Source organism: Pseudooceanicola sediminis, from assembly GCF_003575965.1.
Taxonomy (GTDB): domain Bacteria; phylum Pseudomonadota; class Alphaproteobacteria; order Rhodobacterales; family Rhodobacteraceae; genus Pseudooceanicola; species Pseudooceanicola sediminis.
Map to the genome: position 1 here is coordinate 57,340 of NZ_QWJJ01000017.1, position 19,459 is coordinate 76,798.

Consider the following 19,459-nt stretch of genomic DNA (forward strand, 5'->3'; position numbering starts at 1 on the left):
TTCTCAGCCCCTTACGCGGCTTCCGAGGCCATCTTCTCGGCCTTGGCGATCACCTCGTCGATGCCGCCGACCATGTAGAAGGCGGATTCGGGCAGGTGGTCGTATTCGCCAGCCACAACGGCTTTGAACGACTTGATCGTGTCTTCGAGAGGCACCTGCACACCGTCGGAGCCGGTGAACACCTTTGCCACGTCGAAGGGCTGCGACAGGAAGCGCTGGATCTTGCGCGCGCGCGTCACGGTCAGTTTGTCTTCTTCCGACAGTTCGTCCATCCCGAGGATGGCGATGATGTCCTGCAGCGACTTGTAGCGTTGCAGGATACCCTGAACGTCACGGGCCACCTGATAGTGCTCTTCACCGATGATCTGCGGGTCCATCAGACGCGAGGTCGAGTCGAGCGGGTCAACGGCGGGGTAGATGCCGAGTTCCGAGATCGCACGGTTGAGGTTGGTCGTGGCGTCAAGGTGGGCAAAGGTGGTTGCCGGCGCCGGGTCGGTAAGGTCATCCGCGGGAACGTAGACGGCCTGGATCGAGGTGATCGAACCGGACTTGGTCGAGGTAATGCGTTCCTGCATCGCACCCATGTCGGTGGCCAGCGTCGGCTGGTAGCCCACAGCCGAAGGAATACGGCCGAGCAGAGCCGAAACCTCGGAACCCGCTTGCGTAAAGCGGAAGATGTTGTCGACGAAGAACAGAACGTCGGTGCCGGACTGGTCGCGGAACTGTTCGGCCAGGGTCAGGCCGGTCAGCGCAACACGGGCACGTGCCCCCGGAGGCTCGTTCATCTGACCGTAAACCAGGGCCACTTGCGATTCGGCCAGGTTGTCGGGCTTGATGACGTTGGATTCGATCATCTCGTGGTAAAGGTCGTTCCCTTCACGGGTCCGTTCGCCAACACCGGCGAACACGGAGTAACCCGAGTGCACCTTTGCGATGTTGTTGATCAGTTCCATGATCAGAACAGTCTTGCCCACACCGGCGCCGCCGAACAGGCCGATCTTGCCGCCCTTCGCGTAGGGCGCCAGCAGGTCGATGACCTTGATGCCGGTTTCAAGAACGACGGATTCGGTCGATTGCTCGATGAATTCCGGCGAAGGCTGGTGGATGGCACGGTATTCTTCCGCTTCGACGGGGCCCTTTTCGTCAACCGGCTCGCCGATGACGTTCAGGATGCGGCCCAGGGTCGCGTTGCCGACCGGCACCATGATGGGTGCGCCGGTGTCTTCGACGGCCTGACCACGGACCAGACCTTCGGTCGCGTCCATTGCGATGGTGCGAACGGTGTTCTCACCCAGGTGTTGCGCGACTTCCAGAACCAGCTTGTTACCGTTGTTGTCAGTTGTCAGCGCGTTGAGAATTGCTGGCAGGCTATCCTCGAACTGCACGTCCACAACGGCGCCGATGACCTGGGTCACTTTGCCTTTTGCGTTTGCCATGTGTTGGTCTCCGGTTTCGTCAGAGCGCCTCGGCGCCCGAAATGATTTCGATCAGCTCGTTGGTGATGACGGCCTGACGCGAGCGGTTGTACTGGATCGTCAGCTTGTCGATCATCTCGCCTGCGTTGCGGGTCGCGTTGTCCATCGCGGACATCCGCGCGCCCTGCTCGGACGCAGCGTTTTCCAGCAGCGCCGCAAAGATCTGCGTGGCGATACCGCGCGGCAGCAGGTCGGCAAGGATGGCTTCCTCGCTCGGCTCGTATTCGTAGAGCGGGCCGGTGGTTTCACCGTCCTGCGCATCGAACTGCGCCGGGATGACCTGCATGGCCGTCGGCGTCTGCGCGATCACCGACTGGAACGAGGCGTAAAAGATCGTCGCGACGTCGAATTCGCCTTCGTCAAAGCGGTTCAGAAGATCACGGGTGATATCCTGTGCATTGACGTAGCCCAGCGACTTGATGCCACTCAGATCGATATGACCGACCATCGCGTCGCTGTATTCGCGACGCAGCTGCTCACGGCCCTTCTTGCCGACGGTGAGAATCTTCACCGTCTTGCCAGCCGCCTTCAGCTCTCTGATCTTCTGCTTGGCCTTCTTGACGATGTTCGTGTTGAACCCGCCGCAAAGGCCGCGCTCGGCCGTGATGACGACGAGCATGTGCACGTCGTCCTTGCCGGTCCCCGACAGCAGCTTTGGCCCGGTATCGGACCCGCCCACCGAAGCGGCGAGCTGGCCCAGAACCGCGTCAAAGCGTTCCGCATAGGGGCGGGCGGCTTCGGCAGCCTCTTGCGCGCGGCGAAGTTTCGCCGCGGCAACCATCTGCATGGCCTTGGTGATCTTGCGGGTCGATTTGACCGACGCGATCCTGTTCTTGAGATCCTTCAGAGAAGGCATGTCGTCCTCCCTCGGGCTTAGGCGAAGTCAGCGGCGAATTCGTCGAGTGCTGCCTTGAGCTTGTCCGCGGGTTCGCCCTTGATCTTCGGATCCTCGTCGGTGATCCACTGAAGGATTTCCGGGCGCGAGTTGCGCAGGAATTTCAGCAGCTCGGCCTCGAAACGACCGACGTCCTTGACGGCGACCTTGTCGAGATACCCATTGGTACCGGCGAAGATGACGCAGACGATTTCCGCGTTGGTCAGCGGCGAATACTGCGGCTGCTTCATGATCTCGGTCAGACGTGCACCACGGTTCAGCAGACGCTGGGTCGCGGCGTCGAGGTCGGAGCCGAACTGGGCGAAGGCCGCCATCTCGCGGTACTGGGCGAGCGACAGTTTCACCGGACCGGCCACGCTCGACATTGCCTTGGTCTGCGCCGACGAACCAACGCGCGACACCGACAGACCGGTGTTCACGGCGGGACGGATGCCCTGGTAGAACAGTTCGGTTTCCAGGAAGATCTGGCCGTCGGTGATCGAAATCACGTTGGTCGGAATGAACGCGGAAACGTCGCCACCTTGGGTTTCGATGATCGGCAGAGCCGTCAGCGAGCCGGAGCCGAAGTCTTCGTTCAGTTTTGCCGAACGTTCCAGAAGTCTGGAGTGGAGGTAGAACACGTCACCCGGATAGGCTTCACGCCCCGGCGGACGACGCAGCAGCAGCGACATCTGGCGGTAGGCGACGGCCTGCTTGGACAGGTCATCATAGATGATCAGCGCGTGGCGGCCGTTGTCGCGGAAGAATTCCGCCATTGCGGTCGCGGTGTAGGGCGCCAGGTACTGCATCGGTGCGGGGTCCGAAGCGGTTGCGGCCACGACGATCGAATATTCGATCGCGCCGGTCTCTTCCAGCTTCTTCACCAGCTGCGCAACGGTCGAGCGTTTCTGACCGATGGCAACGTAGATGCAGTACAGTTTCTTGCCTTCATCGTCGCCGGCGGCTTCGTTGTAGGACTTCTGGTTCAGGATCGTGTCGAGCGCCACGGCGGTCTTGCCGGTCTGACGGTCGCCAATGATCAGCTCTCGCTGGCCACGGCCGATCGGGATCATGGCGTCGACCGATTTCAGGCCGGTTGCCATGGGTTCGTGAACCGATTTGCGCGGGATGATGCCCGGCGCCTTGACGTCGGCGACGCGCCGCTCGGTCGCCTCGATGGGGCCCTTGCCGTCCAGCGGGTTGCCGAGACCATCGACCACGCGCCCCAGCATGCCGTTGCCGCAAGGCACGTCCACGATGGAGTTGGTGCGGCTGACGGTATCGCCTTCCTTGATGTCACGGTCGGACCCGAAGATCACGACACCGACGTTGTCGGTCTCGAGGTTCAGGGCCATGCCGCGGATCCCACCGGGGAATTCCACCATCTCGCCGGCCTGAACATTGTCGAGGCCATGCACACGGGCAATACCGTCACCGACGGAGAGCACGCGACCAACCTCGGCCACCTTGGCATCCTGGCCAAAGTTCTTGATCTGCTCCTTCAGGATAGCAGAAATTTCGGCTGCTTGGACTCCCATTATCCGACCTCTTTCATGACATTCTGGAGTGCGTTCAGCTTCGTGCGGATCGACGTATCGACCATGCGCGAGCCCACTTTGACGACCAGACCACCGATGAGGGATTCATCGACGGTCGTGTTGAGTTTCACGGTCTTGCCGACAGTTTCGGCAAGCGTGGCAGAGAGTTTCTTGGACTGCGCGGCAGTCAGCTTGGTGGCGCTGATGACATCTGCGGTCACTTCGCCGTTTTCCTCGGCGATCAGTTCGTTCGAACGCTGCACGAATTGCGGCAGCGTGAACAGCCTGCGGTTCTGCGCCATCAGGGCCAGGGTGTTCTGGACACTCGGCATCAGCTCAAGCCCGGCGGCAACGGCGGAGATCGCCTTTTCCTGCTCGGCACGGCTGAGGATGGGCGAAGCGATCACGTCGCGCAGGTCGGCGCTGACGTCGAGTGCTTCTGCAAGTTTGGCAATGCTGGCATCAAGTTCGGACAGCTCGCCATTCTCGCGCGCAATCTCGAAAACGGCCAAGGCATAGCGCGAGGCGATGCCGTAGGAGATCGAAGCTGGTTCGGACACGTCCACCCTTCCGATGTCTGGCCCCGTACCGGCAAAAACACCGGCGCAGGGGGTTTGCAGCCTTGGCGCAGCCAAAGCATCAAAATCGGCGTGGGTGTAGCAGAGCCCTGCCCCCCCATCAACCCGCTTGAGGTGCTTTGCGCGCTCAGCAAACCGGCCGCTTTTTCAGTGTTTTCAGGGGGTAACGCCGTATTGGCCCCCGTACGCACATCCAGCTTTGACCCCAAAGGGCTAGAAATTGTTCACCTTTTCGGGATTTCACCTATGGCAGCTTTTCCTGCATTATCAAGGATTCGTCCGAAGGTGGCACTATCAGTATTTCTTAAGAAATCGTGTGGGTCTTGCCGATAACCCCGCGAGACGTTGCAAGGATAACGCAGTCGAGGGGAATTTCACGCGATTTTTCCGGTCTGATCCGAGGTGGTTTCCCCGGCGCCCACGCGCCCTGCAGGGGGTGCCGGCGGAATGCGGTATTCACGTCGGTATCTTGACGGTATCCGAACGGTGCAAGGCCGACAAAAGGCCCATCCCTGCCCCGCCCACATCGGCCCCGCCCACATCGGCCCCGCCCATCCCTGCCCGTCCCGGCATCCGGCGGGGCGGTCATGGCCTGTCGCAAGAGGCCCGCGCCTGCCGCCGAAGATCTGCCCGCCGGACCGGAGCACCATCGATTCGGTGCGGCGCTGCCCGCGTCGTCAGCCCGCGTCGTCAGCCGTGCAGTCGTCAGCCCGCGTCGTTCGCCCTGTGGTGGTCAGCCCTGTGGTGGTCAGCCCTTCGCCAGCACCCGTGTGCGGCCCTTCGCCGGGCCGCTGAACTGGCCCCTTCGCCGGGCGCCCTGCTGATCCCCCTGCTGGCCCCCGAACGCCCCGTCGGGCTGGTCGTGACAGTTGCGACCCACACCGCCGCTGCGGGCGGTTTCGGGCTTTGGCGCCGCCAGCCCTTCGAGGACACGCAGACCCGAAGACCGGCGGACCTTTTCGCCCGGACCGGAGGGAGCCTGCACCCGTTTGCTGGCCTCGACCATCAGTACACCACCGGACACGACCATCGACAGCGTTCCGCCAAGCCGTTCCCAGAACGGGGCCGTCTTGCGCCAGAACCGGCGATGCGATGGCGGCTGGTAGAGGGTATGGACATGGCGTTCGGGCAGGAAGGAGTGCAGCTTGAGCTGGGATTCGAGCTGACCCTGGCTGTAGGGGCGGCCATAGCCGAAGGGCGTGCGATCCGAGCGCGACCACAACCCGGAGCGGTGCGGCACGATGAACAGCGCCTTGCCGCCGGGCCCGAGCACGCGGAAACATTCCTCGAGCAGATCCGTCGCGCGTTCGGAGGTTTCCAGCCCGTGCATCACCACCAGCTTGTCGACGTGGCCGGTGTCGATGGGCCACAGGGTTTCTTCGCACAGGGTCGACACGTTCGGCATTCCGGCTGGCCAGGGCATGACCCCCTGCGGCCCGGGCATCAGGGCGATCACGCGGCGGGCATCGGCAAGGTAGGGGCGCAGCAGGGGCACCGCAAAGCCGTACCCCAGAACCGTCTGGCCCTTTGCCTCGGGCCAGAGTTTCAACATCTGGTTGCGCACATTGCTCTGTGCCGCCCGGCCCAGTGTGGACCGATAATAGAAATTCCGCAGGTCCTGCACATCCAGGTGCATTGCAAGCCGCCCTCTGATCGGTTTCACTCAGGGACAATAGCAAGGAAGGACAATTTGACCATGGCCCTTGAACTCGTCACCGTGCCCTGCCTGAAAGACAACTATGCCTATCTGACGCATGGACCAGAGGGCACCTGCATCATCGACGCCCCCGAGGCCGGGCCGATCATCGCCACGCTGGAGGCGCGCGGCTGGCTGCCCGAGACGCTGCTGATCACCCATCACCACCATGACCACGTCGGCGGCATCGCCGACCTGCGCGCCCGGTTTCCCGATCTGACCGTGATCGGACCGCAGGCCGAGGCCGACAAGATGCCGACGATGGACCGCTATGTGGCCGAGGGCGATACCGGCGGTGCGGGCGACGCGGAATGGTCGGTGATCGAAGTTCCCGGCCATACGCTGGGCCATATCGCGTTTCACATGGCGGGGGCAAAGCTGCTGTTTACCGCCGACAGCCTGATGGCCCTTGGCTGTGGCCGCGTGTTCGAGGGGACGTTCGAACAGATGCACGACAGCCTGTCCAAGCTGGCGGCCCTGCCCGGCGACACGGTGGTCTGTTCGGGCCACGAATACACGCAGGCGAATGCGAAATTCGCCCGGACGATTGAACCGGAAAATCCCGCACTTATATCTCGTATCGACGCGGTTGACGCCGCGCGTGCGGCCGGTCAGCCGACAGTGCCGTCTCTCCTCTCTGACGAAATGGACACAAACCCCTTTCTGCGTTCCGGTCAGCCCTCTGTCGCTGAAGCCGTCGGTTTGCAGGGCGCCACCGCGCAAGAGGTCTTTGCCGAAGTCAGACGCCGGAAAGACGCTTTCTGAAACGCCGATTTGTCACGCTATACGCCGGTTGTGCAGCGAAATGTGATCACGCAGCCGCAGAAAATCCTTGAAGCTGGGTCCAGATCGACCAAACTTTAAGACTAAGAGGCCATGGTTGGAATTGGGGCTCGTTTTCTACCCCGCTCCGACACAGATCGAAAAGGAGCACCACAGTGCCTTCATTCTCGACCACCCTGGAACAGGCAATCCATGCAGCGCTGGCGCTGGCAAATGCCCGGCGTCACGAATTCGCGACGCTTGAACATCTGCTATTGGCCCTGATCGATGAACCGGATGCGACCCGTGTCATGAAAGCCTGCTCGGTTGATACCGAGGAATTGCGACAAACTCTTGTCGAATTCGTCGACGAGGAGCTTGCCAACCTCGTGACCGATATCGATGGGTCCGAAGCCGTGCCCACAGCCGCCTTTCAGCGCGTGATCCAGCGCGCCGCCATCCACGTTCAAAGCTCGGGTCGGACCGAGGTGACGGGGGCAAACGTCCTTGTCGCCATCTTTGCCGAGCGTGAATCGAACGCCGCCTATTTCCTGCAGGAGCAGGACATGACGCGCTACGATGCCGTCAACTTCATCGCCCATGGCGTCGCGAAAGACCCCGCCTATGGCGAAAGCCGCCCTGTCACGGGTGCGCCCGATGAAGAACGGCAGAATTCCTCGAATACGTCCCAATCCGCTGCAAGCGACAACGACGGGAAGGAATCTGCTCTGGACAAATATTGCGTGAACCTCAACGTCAAGGCGCGTGAGGGCGATGTCGATCCGCTGATCGGACGCGCATCCGAGGTGGAGCGGTGCATTCAGGTGCTCTGCCGCCGCCGCAAGAACAATCCGCTGCTGGTGGGCGACCCCGGCGTCGGCAAGACCGCGATCGCCGAAGGGCTGGCGCGCAAGATCGTTTCCGGCGAAACCCCCGAGGTTCTGTCGAAAACCACCATCTTTTCGCTGGATATGGGGGCGCTGCTGGCCGGCACCCGCTATCGCGGCGATTTCGAGGAACGCCTGAAATCCGTCGTGACGGAGCTTGAGGCGCACCCCGACGCGGTGCTGTTCATCGACGAGATCCACACCGTGATCGGTGCCGGGGCGACGTCGGGCGGCGCGATGGATGCGTCGAACCTGCTGAAACCGGCATTGCAGGGCGGCAAGCTGCGCTGCATGGGCTCCACCACCTACAAGGAGTTCCGCCAGCACTTCGAAAAGGACCGCGCCCTGTCGCGCAGGTTCCAGAAGATCGACGTGAACGAGCCCTCGGTCGAGGATTCGGTCAAGATCCTCAAGGGGTTGAAGCCGTACTTCGAAGAACACCACGCGATCAAGTACACCAACGATGCGATCCGCACCGCGGTGGAACTGGCGGCGCGCTACATCAATGACCGCAAGCTGCCGGACAAGGCGATCGACGTGATCGACGAAGCCGGTGCGGCGCAGCACCTGATCGCGGAGAGCAAGCGCCGCAAGACCATCGGCGTCAAGGAAATCGAGGCGGTTGTTGCCAAGATCGCGCGGATCCCGCCGAAATCGGTCAACAAGGATGACGCGGCGGTCCTGAAAGACCTGGAGGCCTCGCTGAAGCGCGTCGTCTTTGGTCAGGACGCGGCGATCGATGCGCTGTCTTCGGCCATCAAACTGGCGCGGGCCGGTCTGCGCGAGCCTGAAAAGCCCATCGGCAACTACCTGTTCGCTGGGCCGACCGGCGTCGGCAAGACCGAGGTCGCCAACCAGCTGGCCGATACGCTGGGCGTCGAACTGCTGCGCTTCGACATGTCGGAATACATGGAGAAACACGCGGTTTCGCGTCTGATCGGCGCCCCTCCGGGGTATGTCGGTTTCGATCAGGGTGGCCTGCTGACCGACGGCGTCGACCAGCATCCGCATTGCGTGCTGCTGCTGGACGAGATGGAAAAGGCGCACCCGGATGTCTACAACATCCTGTTGCAGGTGATGGACCACGGCCAGTTGACCGATCACAATGGGCGCACGGTGAATTTCCGGAACGTGATCCTGATCATGACGTCGAACGCGGGCGCGACGGAACAGGCGAAATCGGCCATCGGCTTTGGCCGCGACCGGCGCGAGGGCGAGGATACGGCCGCAATCGAGCGGACCTTCACGCCCGAATTCCGCAACCGTCTGGATGCCGTGATTTCCTTTGCGCCGCTGCCCAAGGAAGTGATCATGCAGGTGGTCGAGAAATTCGTGCTGCAACTTGAGGCCCAGCTGCTGGACCGTGGGGTGAGCATCGAACTGACCCGGCCCGCCGCCGAATGGCTGGCCGACAAGGGCTATGACGACAAGATGGGGGCCCGCCCCCTGGCCCGTGTGATCCAGGAACACATCAAGAAACCGCTGGCCGAAGAGCTGCTGTTCGGCAAGCTGACCAAGGGCGGTGTGGTCCGCGTCGCCGTCAAGAACGGCGAACTGGATCTGCAAATGGACGGGCCGGACAAGCTGCGTCTGGCTGGCAACAAGCCACCGCTGCTGACCGCGGAGTAATCCTGCGACGAGACCGGAAAAGGGCGGGGAGACGACTCCCCGCCCTTTTTCATGCCTGGCGGCCCTGCCGCAGGCCGGCCATGGCGCGAACGACAAGACACCGGGCGCGCGCCTTTTTTCGCTGCTGCCGGTGGACTGCACGCCGGGGCGGACATGCCATATCCAGAAACATGGCGATCACGACCCGAAAACGACTGCGACGGAGTTCACCTGACGCGGTCTGCCCGCTGATGGGCACAAGGGTGCCGATATCGCGCTGCCATCTCTGGCCGCGGTTCGGGTGCGGGCGGCGGCCCCGGGAATCCTGCGCGCACCCCGCGACGGCTTGATCGACCGGGCCGACACCTCCCCCGAAGATACCCGCAGCGAGGGTCAAGGCTGCGCCAATGGCGGGGTCATCGCGCAATCCGACGGTCGGGAAACCCAGCATCGCCACATGCGCGTGCAATCCGGCATCTCTGCACCGGGGAGCGCCCCGCCGGGGGTGATCGGACTGTCCGGGCGGACCCAGTTTGCCCCCCTTCACCTGACCCTGCGCAAGGGCGCGCGACATCCCCCCGTTTGCCCCGGACCTTCACAGGCGCGGCGGTGTGGGGGCACTGAGAAGCGACACGGCAATCCGATAACAGGGGCGGCTGATCAACCTGGGCTTTGCCCCCGCCGTGCCGTCGTGCGATGCGATCCGGGCCAGCACTGACGGGCGCACGACGCTGGGCGGCGATCTTGCTGTGGACATGGCCTCGGGGCGCAGGCCGGTGATGCGCTGGTATTTCGCAGCGCGGCAGGGACCACACCGATCCCTGCCGCCGGGGGGCAGCCGAGGGAAGGAGCGAGACCGCGCCGTTGCTTCGCGCCGCGGCCCCTATACCGGACGGTTCTGCGCGCCCCGCGACGGCTCGATCGACAGCCGTGGCGCCCGGCCCGCGTCGCGGCGTAGCGCGGCGCCTAGCGTTCGGTGAATTTCAGTTCGATCCGGCGGTTCAGGGCGCGGGCCTCGGGGCTGTTGCCGACGGCAATCGGTTGATACTGACCAAATCCGTTGGCGGACAGGCGGCGCGGCGGGATGCCAAGCGAATCGGCCATGTAGCGCACGACGGACAGGGCGCGGGCCTGGCTCAGCTCCCAGTTGTCGCGAAATTCACCCGCACCGGACAGCGGCACGTTGTCGGTATGGCCGTCGACACGGATGATCCAGTCAATCTCAGGGGGGATTTCGTCGCTGATTTCCCACAACAGGCCGGCGATCTGGTCGATCTGCGCCTTGCCCGCGTCTGACAGGTCGGCCTTGCCGGTGGCGAACAGCACCTCCGAGGAAAAGACGAACCGGTCACCGACGATGCGCACCCCGTCCTGCCCGGCCAGGATCTCTCGCATCCGGCCAAAGAAATCGGACCGGTATTTCTCAAGCCTGTTGGCCTCGGCCTTGAGGCGTTCTGCCTCTTCCTGAAGACGCTGGCGTTCTTTCTTTTCGACGGCGGCGACACGGGCAAGCGCCGCGTTGAGATCGGAGCCGAGCGACTGGATCTTGACCTGGCTGGCGTCTTCGCGGGCCTTGTAGTCATCCAGAAGCGCCTGCAACCCGGCGAGCTGGGTGCGCAGGGCGGACACCTGTTGATTGAGCAGGGCGGCGCGCCGCTGGCTTTCCGCCGATTTCGCCTCTTCCTGTTCCAGCGCCTGATTGGCCTGACGCAGCAGGATCTGGCGCTGCTCGGTCTCGCTCAGCTGGTCCCTGGCGTCCTGCTCGGCGGCAAGTTTGGCGGCAAGGGCGGCGGCGAGTTGCTGTCGCACCGTGTCGCGGTCGCTCGCCGCGGCCTCCGCCGCCTTTTTCGCGGCCAGCGCCTCGGCCAGACGTTTCTGGATCGAGGCCAGTTCCTCGGCATGGGTGGCGTCAGCGGCATCGAGGGCGGATTGCGTGCGCGTCAGCGCCGCCTCCAGCGTCGTCAGCTTGTCCTGCAGGGTGGCGATTTCGGCGGCACGCCCTTCGGCCTGCTGCTGCACGCGCGACAGCTCGCCCTCAAGCGCGGTCTTGTCGGCTTGCAGTTTCTCGGTCTGGCTGCCGGTCTGAAGCGCGGCGTTCAGGCGATCTTCCAGCCCGGTCTTTTCCTGCGCGGCACGGGCCAGCGCGGCCTCCAACGCGACGATGCGCAGGCGGATTTCCTCGACCGCGTCGACCTTTTCCGCGGTTTCGGCCTGCGCCTGATCCAGGGCAGCCGTCAGCGCGGCCTCTCGCTCTGCCGCATCCGCCCTCAGCGTGTCGATCTGGGTCTGCATGTTCTGGCGCAACGTCTCGGTGGCGGCCCGGGCCGTGTCGGTGGCGGTTTCGGCCTGCGCCTGCGCCGCGCGGGCCGCGTCGATCTGGTCGCGCAACCCGGCGGCCTGCCGGGTCAGATCGTCACGCGCGGTCTCGCTGGTGGCAAGGGTCTTTTCCAGCACTGCCAGACGCCCTTCGAGTTCGGCCAGCTTGGCATCGCGATCATCGACATCGGCCAGCGCCTGGGACAGCGCATTTTCCAGCGCCGTCAATTGGCCAAAGCTGGCTTCGCGCCCGGTTTCGGCCTCGGCCAGACGGTCCTGCGTGCGGGTCAGGTCGTCCTGCAACTGATCGGCGGAGGCCTGGGCGGTGTCGCGCGCCAGCAAGGCCGCAAGCAGCTTGTCATCCAGATCCTTTTCGGCGGCCTGGGCGGCGGCCAGCAGGGTCAGGGTATCTTCGGCCTTCTTGCGTTGTGATTCCAACGCAAGGGTCATCGAGGTCAATTCATCCTGCGCATTCTTCAGCTTTTCGCGCAGCTGTTCGGCGGCGGCGGCTTCGGCAAGGCGGGTCTTTTCCTCTTCGGAGAGCTGGTTTTCCAGGTCCTCGACACGGGCGGTCAGGGCGGTGTTCTGCGCGCCCACCTCGGCCTGATCGGATTTCAGACTGGCGATCAGGGCCTCCAGCGCCTCGCGTCTTGCGGCCGACAGGCGGGCCGCTTCGGCCTGCGCGTCGATTTCATCACGGGCCTGTGCCACGGCCAGTTGCAGCGCATCGCGGTCGCTGGCCAGTTGATCGCGCTCAGCCTCCAGCGCGGTGATCGAGCCCCGGGCCTCATCGCGCTGCGACAGCAGGGTCGCAACCTGCGCCTCGAAATCGGTGATCTGAGCCTGGGCCTGGCGCAGGGCATCCTGTGTCCGGTCGCGCGCCTGCGTCAGCGAGGCGATAAGCGCGTCCTGCTGATCGGCGCGGGTCCGGGCATTGTCCAGAGTGGAGGTCAGGCTGCCGACCTGCGTTTCCAGCTGCGCGGAGCGGTCGCGTTCCAGCCCCAAAGCCCGGCTGAGCGCGGCAAGGTCGGAGGAGAGATCGTCAAGCTCGGTCTTCTGGCCGGTAATGGTTTCCTGCAACGTGAACTGGACGACCATGAAGATGGTGAGGACGAACATCAGCACCATCAGCAGACCGGTCATCGCGTCGACGAATCCGGGCCAGATATTGGCCTGAAGCCGGGCGCCGGATCTGCGGGACAGGGCCATGGTCAGCCGTCCTGATCAATGTCGGAGCGGGGCGGCGCGACGCGGCTGATCTGGCCCCGCTGGGTTTGCGAAATGACCCGGCTGAGGGCGGCGATGTCGGTGCGCAACTCGGCCATCGTCTCGTGTCGGCCGGCGCTGATTTCTTCAAGGATACGAAGCAGTTGCACGTCCATTGAGCGCAGGCGCATCCGGCTTTCGGCGTCGATCCCCTCAGAGGTTTCCGCCAGCTTGGCCAGCAGCGCGTCCTGGCCGTCGGCAATACGGCTCAGCGCCTCGGCAATCGGGCTGGTGACGGCGTTCTGCGCCGCCATCCGGTCCGTCAGGCGTTCGATGGTGTCGGCCAGCGCGGAGAGCTTGTAGTCGACCTCGGCGCGGGCCTGATCCGAGCGGGCGAACATCTGCTGCATCCCCTCCATCTGCTCGCCGATATTGTCGAGCACGCCGACCAGAATCGACTGGTCCGCCGCACCGTCGCCTTCGGCAAGGCCGAGCCGGGTGATGGTCGACAGCCATTCCTCAAGCTCGCGGTAGAAACGGTTCTGGCCGTGGCCCGCGAACAGTTCCAGCAGACCGACGATCAGCGATCCGGTCAAACCCAGCAGGGAGGAGGCAAAGGCCACGCCCATGCCATCGAGTTGCCCCTGCAACCCGGCCATCAGGCGGGTGAACACCGCGATGCCATCCTCGCCGTCCTGCGGCGCAAGGCTGCGGATGGTTTCGACAAGGGCGGGCACCGTGGTGGCGAGGCCGTAGAACGTGCCCAGCAGCCCGAGGAAGATCAGCAGCGAGGTGATGTAGCGGGTGATTTCGCGCGCCTCGTCGATGCGCGTGACGACCGATTCAAGGATCGAGGTCGCGGCAGTCGAGGAAATCTGCATCCGCTTGTTGCGGGCCCCCAGCAGGGTCGCCAGCGGCGTCAGCAGGCGCGGCGCATGTTCGATCGATTCGAGGTTGCCCGAGGTAAACCGTTCGATCCAGCGCACGGAAGAGATCAGCTGCACCACCTGCCAAAAGCAGGCCAGCACGCCCAGCACGAAGACAAAGGCGATAAAGCCGTTCAGATAGGGGTTCGGAATGAACACCGGCAAGACGCTGGGCGCAGCAAAAACCGCCCCTGCCCCGCTCATCCCGATGACAATCAACATCAGGATGATCTGGCGGATGGGCTGTGAAAATTGCTGCGCGACCTCGCGGTCCGTATGATCCATCCGGACGTGCCCCGATTTTGGTTCTTGGTGTGGTTCTCGTTGCATCGAGTCTATGGTTTTTCCCATTGCAAGGAAAGGATTTATCCCAGAATTGCGCTGACTCGCGCGGCCAGCCATGTCAAATCTTCATCGCCCAGGCCGAGGTCGTCCAGATGCCGGGCGGTGTTCCAGAGATACTCCGAGTTGGGGCCCATTCCGCCCGTGGCGCGGGCGATGATATGGGCCTGTTCCTCAAGCGGCAGACCGCCGCAATATTGCACATGCCCGGCATCGATCACATAGGTGACGGCGTCGACGGTGCGGCCATCCGCCAGTTCGACCGGCAGGATCTTTTCGATATAGGCCGAGGAGACCAGCTCTCGTTCGCGCAGATAGGCCAGCACGCTCTCCTCCTGATCGGGGGCAACCTCGAGCGCGAGGCCGGTGCAGGCGGCGCCGGGCTGTTCGTCCAGCGCCAGCACCAGACCAGGCTCTTCCTGCGAACCGCGATGATGGATCGAGGACATGCAGAAGGAGCGCGCATACCCGGCCAGGCGCGCGACGACCTGCGCCGTCGGCGTGAACCCCGGTTTCCACAAAAGCGATCCGTAGCCGAAAACCCACATTGGCATCACTGGTCCTTCTCTTTCGGGGCCGTATAAACAACATGGGCGAGACACCGAAAAGGGGGCAGCTGCATGAAACGTCTGTTGATCGTGATTTTGGCGGCGGCGGCGCTGTGGTCCGGCTACTGGTTCATCGCCGCCCATACGGAAAAGCGCGCGCTGGAGCAGTGGTTTGCCGCGCGCCGCGCCGAGGGGTGGCAGGCGGAATACGCCGGATTCGGGGTGCAGGGCTATCCCAACCGGTTGGATGCGGTGTGGCGCGACATGGCGCTGGCCGACCCGGCGACGGGTGTCGCACTCGAGATGCCGAAGTTCGCCATCATGGCGCTGTCCTATCAGCCCAACCATGTCATTGCCGTGGCACCAAAGCAGCTGACGGTGCGCACGCCCGAGGCCACGTTTCCGATCACGAACGACGATCTGCGGGCCTCTCTGCGGCTGCACGCCGGCCCCAGCCTGCAACTGGATCGCGCGCAGCTGACGGGCGATGCGCTGGTGGTGTCCGGACCGCAGCCTGCGGCGCTGGATCACCTCAGCCTGGCGATGTCGCAACACGCGGACGACGAGAAGACCTATCGTCTGGGCCTGCTGGCCACCGGCGTCGCCCCGCCCGAGACGCTGCGCAACCGTGTCACCACGGGAATGGCCCTGCCCGATCGCCTGCAGGAAATGCGGCTGGATGCAACGGTCACCTTTGACAAGCCGTGGGATATCTCGGCGATAAACCAGGCGCGCCCGCAACCGCGCCACATCGACCTTGCCCTGGCACGCGTCGAGTGGGGCGAGCTGGCGTTGCAGGTCGCGGCGGATCTGGAGGTCGACGAAAACGGGCAGGCCAGGGGCGATGTCAGCCTTCAGGCGCGCAACTGGCGGCAGATGTTGCAGGGCGCAGTGGCCGCCGGGGCGCTTGATGCGTCGGCCGCGGGGCTGGCCGAATCGACGCTGGGGCTGATGGCGCGGATGGGGGGCAATCCCGATACGCTCGATATCACCCTCAGCCTGCGTGACGGACGCATCTACCTCGGCCCGGTGTCGCTGGGCGCCGCGCCGGTTTTTCGGCTGCGCTGATCAGCGGCAGTACCCGACCCCACGGCTACGCGGGGCCGTATCGAAATGAAAGTGGTTGCGGTGCTGGGCGTCGGATTCAGGGCCCAGCGTGGTGCCGAAGATCTGGCAACCCGCCGCATGTGACGCCTTCAGGATGCGGCCCTTCTTGCCCTTGCCCCAGTCGTTCAGCACGCTGAGGGTGCTGCCATCGCGCAGGCGTATCGCGGCAATGTCGATGGCGTGCCCCTTGCCATGTTCGGAAATGCGCGCGCCCTTGACGTGGTTTCGGGTACGGCAGGCATAGCTGCCCGCAATCTGAAGCCCGCTGACGCCGCCGCCGTAATTGCCCACAACCGGCAGCAGCCCCTTGTCGACCCAGGTGCGCACCGCCGTCGCGGTGTTGCAATCCATCAGGGCGCTGGTCGACAGCTTGACGCCGCGGACGGACTGCACACGCACGGCATTGTCGATCCCGCAGGCCGACAGGCCGGCGGTGACACGCCCGACGACGATACCCTGCAACGCCGGGTCGCCGCAAATCTGGCCCTTGACCTGCGCGACCTTTGGCGACGGCGGTGCCGACTGCTGAACGCGGGCCAGCGTGCGGATGTCGCCAGGCCGAGCCTTGGGCCGTCGGGAGATCTGGATGCCGTCCGGGGTGGGTGGCAATTCGCGCGTCACGCCCATCGTCTCGGCCCGCGCCGGATCACGCGGCGCGGTCGCGATCGCGGCCAATGCGGCCTCGGGCCGGGCAAGCGGGCGGAGTTTCGGCGCGGGACCAGCGGCCCTGGCTGATGGCTCGGCGGCAGGGTCCGCAGCGACCGGTGGCGTTGCAGGGGCCGCCAGCACGCGGGGCGAGGCAAGGGGGCGCAGCGACCGTTCGGGGGCCTGCGCAACCGCCGCAAGGGGCAGAAGGCAGAGCAGCCCGAACAGCAGCGGCTTCACTTGCGCCCTGCCACGCGCCCGAAGTCGGGCGCATCGGTATCCTGTCCCGCGTCGATGATGCCGCGCCGGATGGCACGGGTGCGGGTGAAATAGTCGAACAGCAGATCGCCGTCGCCGGTGCGGATGGCGCGTTGCAGGGCGAACAGTTCCTCGGTGAAACGCCCGAGGATTTCCAGCGTCGCGTCCTTGTTGGTCATGAAGACATCGCGCCACATCGTCGGATCGCTGGCCGCGATCCGGGTGAAATCGCGAAACCCGGCGGCGGAATACTTGATGACTTCGCTGTCCGTCACGCGGCGCAGATCGTCGGCCACGCCGACCATCGTATAGGCGATCAGGTGCGGCGTATGCGATGTGACGGCCAGCACGAGGTCATGATGCTCGGCATCCATTTCCTCGACGTTGGACCCCAGCCCTTCCCAAAAGGCGCGCAACTCTGCCACCTTGGCCGCGTCGCTGCCCTCGACCGGGACCAGCAGGCACCAGCGGTTGTCGAACAGTTCGGCAAAGCCGGATTTCGGGCCGGAATGCTCGGTGCCTGCAAGCGGGTGCGCCGGGATAAAGTGCACGCCATCGGGGATATGCGGCTGAACCGCCTCGATCACCGCTTTCTTGACCGATCCGACATCCGAAATGACGGCCCCCGGTTTCAGGTGCGGCGCGATTTCAGCGGCGACCGCGCCCATGGCCCCAACGGGCACGCAGAGGATCACCAGGTCGGCGTCGGCCACGGCCTCGGCCGCCGTGTCGCATATGGTGTCGCACAACCCGATGCGGCGCGCAGTGTCGCGGGTGGCGGCAGAACGGGCATAGCCCGTGACCTGCCCTGCCAGCGCGCCACGTTTCGCAGACCAGAAGATGGACGAGGCGATGAGGCCCAGCCCGATCAGAGCAACCTTGTTGTAGATCACGCGTCCGCTCCGGCCTTGAACTGGCCGATCGCATGGGCCACGCGGCGGCAGGAGGATTCGTCGCCCACCGTGATGCGCAGGCAATGCGGCAGCTTGTAACTGGCGACCCGGCGCACGATCAGGCCACGCCCCTTGAGAAAACTGTCGCAGGCCTCGGCTTCCTCGGCGCTGGCGAAACGGGCCAGGATGAAGTTGGCGCAGGACGTATCCGAGGGCACGCCGTGTTCGGCCAGCGCCTCGGCCAGCCAGGACCGCATCCGCGTGTTTTCGGTGCGGCTGCGAGTGACATGCGCCTGATCCTTGACGGCCGCTTCGGCGGCGGCAAGCTGGGCATTCGACAGGTTGAAGGGGCCGCGAATGCGGTTCAGCACGTCGATGATCGCCTTGGGGCCGTACCCCCAGCCGATGCGCAGACCGCCCAGACCGTAGATCTTTGAAAAGGTCCGCGTCATCACCACGTTTTCACGCTGCTCCAACAGCGCCGCACCGCCATCGAACCCTTCGACGTATTCGGCATAGGCCCCGTCCAGCACCAGGATCGCCTGCGGCGGCAGACCGTCGGCCAGACGCGCAACCTCGTTCCCGCCGATCATCGTGCCGGTGGGGTTGTTGGGGTTGGCGATGAACACCAGCTTGGTATTTTCGGTGCACCCCGCCAGCAGGGCATCGACATCTGTCACCCGCTCACGCTCCTTCACCTCGACCGGGGTGGCCCCGGCGGCAAGGGCGGAAATGCGGTACATGCCAAAGCCATGCTCGGTGAACAGGACCTCGTCGCCCGGACCGGCATAGGCCTGACACAGAAAATGGATGATCTCGTCCGACCCGACGCCGCAGATGATGCGGGCGGGATCAAGACCGTGCTGGGCGCCGATCGCCTCGCGCAGGGCGGCATGGTCGGTGTTGGGATAACGGTGCAATTCGTACGAAGCACGACGGAAGGCGTCGATTGCCGCCTCGCCCGCGCCATAGGGGTTTTCATTGGACGACAGTTTGACGACGTCGCTGACGCCGTCGACTTTCGACTGGCCACCCTCATACAGGGCGATTTCGAGGATTCCCGGTTGGGGCGTAATCGTTTGGGTCATTGTCTCGCACCTTGCAACGGACCAACTTCTAGCCGCGAAACAGGGGCAATGAAAGATGAAGTCTGTACCAGCCGCGAAAAGCCTGCCGCGCCCGCACACTGACCCAGCGGCAATGGCACCCGGCGGGCAGAGGGGACAGGACCAACAGCGGCAAGAAAGCAGACCCATCAGTCCAAAGATTTTTCAGCCAAATCAAACGGCTCGGCCCAAGGCGGCAAACCGACGGCCTGTGCTCGCTCTGGCGCGGGTTGGCCCGGGGGCGCCCCGCCTCGCCGGACGCGGGATATGGGGGCTGACATTTATGCCTCAGAAACAGCGTTCAAAGCTGCCCGGCGCGTCCTGTAGCTTGTCGCAGCTTTCCGTTTGCACCGGTTCCGCGATGTCCAGTCGCAGCAGGCCACCGCCGGTGCGCAGCATGAACGCCCCCCCCCGACAGGGATGCGCAGGCCGAAACCGTCGTCGACCATGCCCGCGCCACAGATCCCGCCGCCGCTTGCACCCATCGCCCAGAGGCTGCCCGTATCGACAAAGATACCCGGCGTGATGTGGGCAGCAATCTCGGGCAGCAGGCGGGCCGCAACAGCTTCCGGCACGGGGCAACCAGACGCGCCAGCGCGCAGAGGTTGCCGCCAAGCGCGGGCCGCCCCGCCACTGCCGGATGGCGCAACCCGGAACCACCGCAGGAAAAGCCGCGCATCGATGCCCGGCCGAC

At 64.4% G+C, this 19,459-nt stretch carries 13 protein-coding genes and 1 pseudogene; 3 read left to right on the forward strand and 11 right to left on the reverse strand.

Going from position 1 to position 19,459, the window contains the following annotated elements; genetic code table 11:
* Positions 1–11: 11 nt before the first annotated feature.
* The 5 genes and pseudogenes from atpD to DL237_RS17360 all read right to left on the reverse strand — a co-directional run.
* Complete coding sequence (gene atpD / locus DL237_RS17340) at positions 12–1,436, reverse strand: F0F1 ATP synthase subunit beta (protein WP_119400353.1); 1,425 nt, start codon at positions 1,434–1,436, stop codon at positions 12–14.
* Between the two features lie 19 nt (positions 1,437–1,455).
* The gene (locus DL237_RS17345) at positions 1,456–2,331 is read right to left on the reverse strand and encodes a F0F1 ATP synthase subunit gamma (RefSeq protein ID WP_119400354.1); all 876 of its coding nucleotides are present in this window, start codon (positions 2,329–2,331) and stop codon (positions 1,456–1,458) included.
* Between the two features lie 17 nt (positions 2,332–2,348).
* Positions 2,349–3,887: a F0F1 ATP synthase subunit alpha gene (atpA, locus tag DL237_RS17350; RefSeq protein WP_119400355.1), complete on the reverse strand. Its 1,539-nt coding sequence runs from the start codon at positions 3,885–3,887 to the stop codon at positions 2,349–2,351.
* Positions 3,887–4,453 (reverse strand): F0F1 ATP synthase subunit delta, encoded by a 567-nt coding sequence (locus DL237_RS17355; RefSeq protein ID WP_119400356.1) that lies wholly within the window; start codon positions 4,451–4,453, stop codon positions 3,887–3,889. Before DL237_RS17355 ends, atpA begins: the two co-directional genes overlap by 1 nt.
* Positions 4,454–5,357: 904 nt before the next feature.
* Positions 5,358–6,101: pseudogene (locus DL237_RS17360) on the reverse strand (hypothetical protein); the annotation flags it as partial.
* A gap of 60 nt (positions 6,102–6,161) precedes the next feature.
* Here DL237_RS17360 and gloB point away from each other — a divergent pair.
* Positions 6,162–6,926 carry a hydroxyacylglutathione hydrolase gene (gloB, locus tag DL237_RS17365; protein ID WP_199672132.1) on the forward strand — a complete coding sequence of 255 codons (765 nt, stop codon included), beginning with the start codon at positions 6,162–6,164 and terminating at the stop codon, positions 6,924–6,926.
* 173 nt (positions 6,927–7,099) lie between these two features.
* Positions 7,100–9,439 (forward strand): ATP-dependent Clp protease ATP-binding subunit ClpA, encoded by a 2,340-nt coding sequence (gene clpA, locus DL237_RS17370; protein WP_119400358.1) that lies wholly within the window; start codon positions 7,100–7,102, stop codon positions 9,437–9,439.
* 945 nt (positions 9,440–10,384) lie between these two features.
* On the opposite strand, the gene DL237_RS17380 is transcribed toward clpA, so the two are convergent.
* The 3 genes from DL237_RS17380 to DL237_RS17390 all read right to left on the reverse strand — a co-directional run bounded on the left by DL237_RS17380 (position 10,385) and on the right by DL237_RS17390 (position 14,762).
* Positions 10,385–12,943 (reverse strand): peptidoglycan -binding protein, encoded by a 2,559-nt coding sequence (locus tag DL237_RS17380; protein WP_119400360.1) that lies wholly within the window; start codon positions 12,941–12,943, stop codon positions 10,385–10,387.
* A gap of 2 nt (positions 12,944–12,945) precedes the next feature.
* Positions 12,946–14,151, reverse strand: coding sequence for a biopolymer transporter ExbB (locus DL237_RS17385; RefSeq protein WP_119400361.1), 1,206 nt, complete (start codon positions 14,149–14,151; stop codon positions 12,946–12,948).
* Between the two features lie 80 nt (positions 14,152–14,231).
* Complete coding sequence (locus DL237_RS17390) at positions 14,232–14,762, reverse strand: gamma-glutamylcyclotransferase (RefSeq protein ID WP_119400362.1); 531 nt, start codon at positions 14,760–14,762, stop codon at positions 14,232–14,234.
* Positions 14,763–14,828: 66 nt separating this feature from the next.
* On the opposite strand from DL237_RS17390, the gene DL237_RS17395 reads away from it, so the two are divergent.
* A complete protein-coding gene (locus DL237_RS17395; protein ID WP_119400363.1) occupies positions 14,829–15,824 on the forward strand; it encodes a DUF2125 domain-containing protein in 996 nt (331 codons plus the stop codon).
* On the opposite strand, the gene DL237_RS17400 is transcribed toward DL237_RS17395, so the two are convergent.
* Genes DL237_RS17400 through hisC form a run of 3 tightly spaced genes read right to left on the reverse strand, consistent with a single transcriptional unit; the run spans position 15,825 to position 18,747 of the window.
* Positions 15,825–16,748: an extensin-like domain-containing protein gene (locus tag DL237_RS17400; protein WP_233545041.1), complete on the reverse strand. Its 924-nt coding sequence runs from the start codon at positions 16,746–16,748 to the stop codon at positions 15,825–15,827.
* Positions 16,745–17,659 carry a prephenate/arogenate dehydrogenase family protein gene (locus tag DL237_RS17405; RefSeq protein ID WP_119400364.1) on the reverse strand — a complete coding sequence of 305 codons (915 nt, stop codon included), beginning with the start codon at positions 17,657–17,659 and terminating at the stop codon, positions 16,745–16,747. The genes DL237_RS17400 and DL237_RS17405 overlap by 4 nt, the downstream gene beginning before the upstream one ends.
* Entirely contained in the window at positions 17,656–18,747 is a 1,092-nt protein-coding gene (gene hisC, locus DL237_RS17410; RefSeq protein WP_119400365.1) for a histidinol-phosphate transaminase, read from the reverse strand. Before hisC ends, DL237_RS17405 begins: the two co-directional genes overlap by 4 nt.
* Positions 18,748–19,459: the final 712 nt, after the last annotated feature.

Coding starts and splice junctions, on each gene's coding strand:
- DL237_RS17345 (WP_119400354.1), bottom strand. CDS start 2,331: ATGCCTTCTCTGAAGGATCTCAAGAACAGGATCGCGTCGGTCAAATCG.
- DL237_RS17390 (WP_119400362.1), bottom strand. CDS start 14,762: ATGCCAATGTGGGTTTTCGGCTACGGATCGCTTTTGTGGAAACCGGGG.
- hisC (WP_119400365.1), bottom strand. CDS start 18,747: ATGACCCAAACGATTACGCCCCAACCGGGAATCCTCGAAATCGCCCTG.
- DL237_RS17395 (WP_119400363.1), top strand. CDS start 14,829: ATGAAACGTCTGTTGATCGTGATTTTGGCGGCGGCGGCGCTGTGGTCC.
- DL237_RS17385 (WP_119400361.1), bottom strand. CDS start 14,151: ATGGATCATACGGACCGCGAGGTCGCGCAGCAATTTTCACAGCCCATC.
- atpA (WP_119400355.1), bottom strand. CDS start 3,887: ATGGGAGTCCAAGCAGCCGAAATTTCTGCTATCCTGAAGGAGCAGATC.
- gloB (WP_199672132.1), top strand. CDS start 6,162: ATGGCCCTTGAACTCGTCACCGTGCCCTGCCTGAAAGACAACTATGCC.
- atpD (WP_119400353.1), bottom strand. CDS start 1,436: ATGGCAAACGCAAAAGGCAAAGTGACCCAGGTCATCGGCGCCGTTGTG.
- DL237_RS17380 (WP_119400360.1), bottom strand. CDS start 12,943: ATGGCCCTGTCCCGCAGATCCGGCGCCCGGCTTCAGGCCAATATCTGG.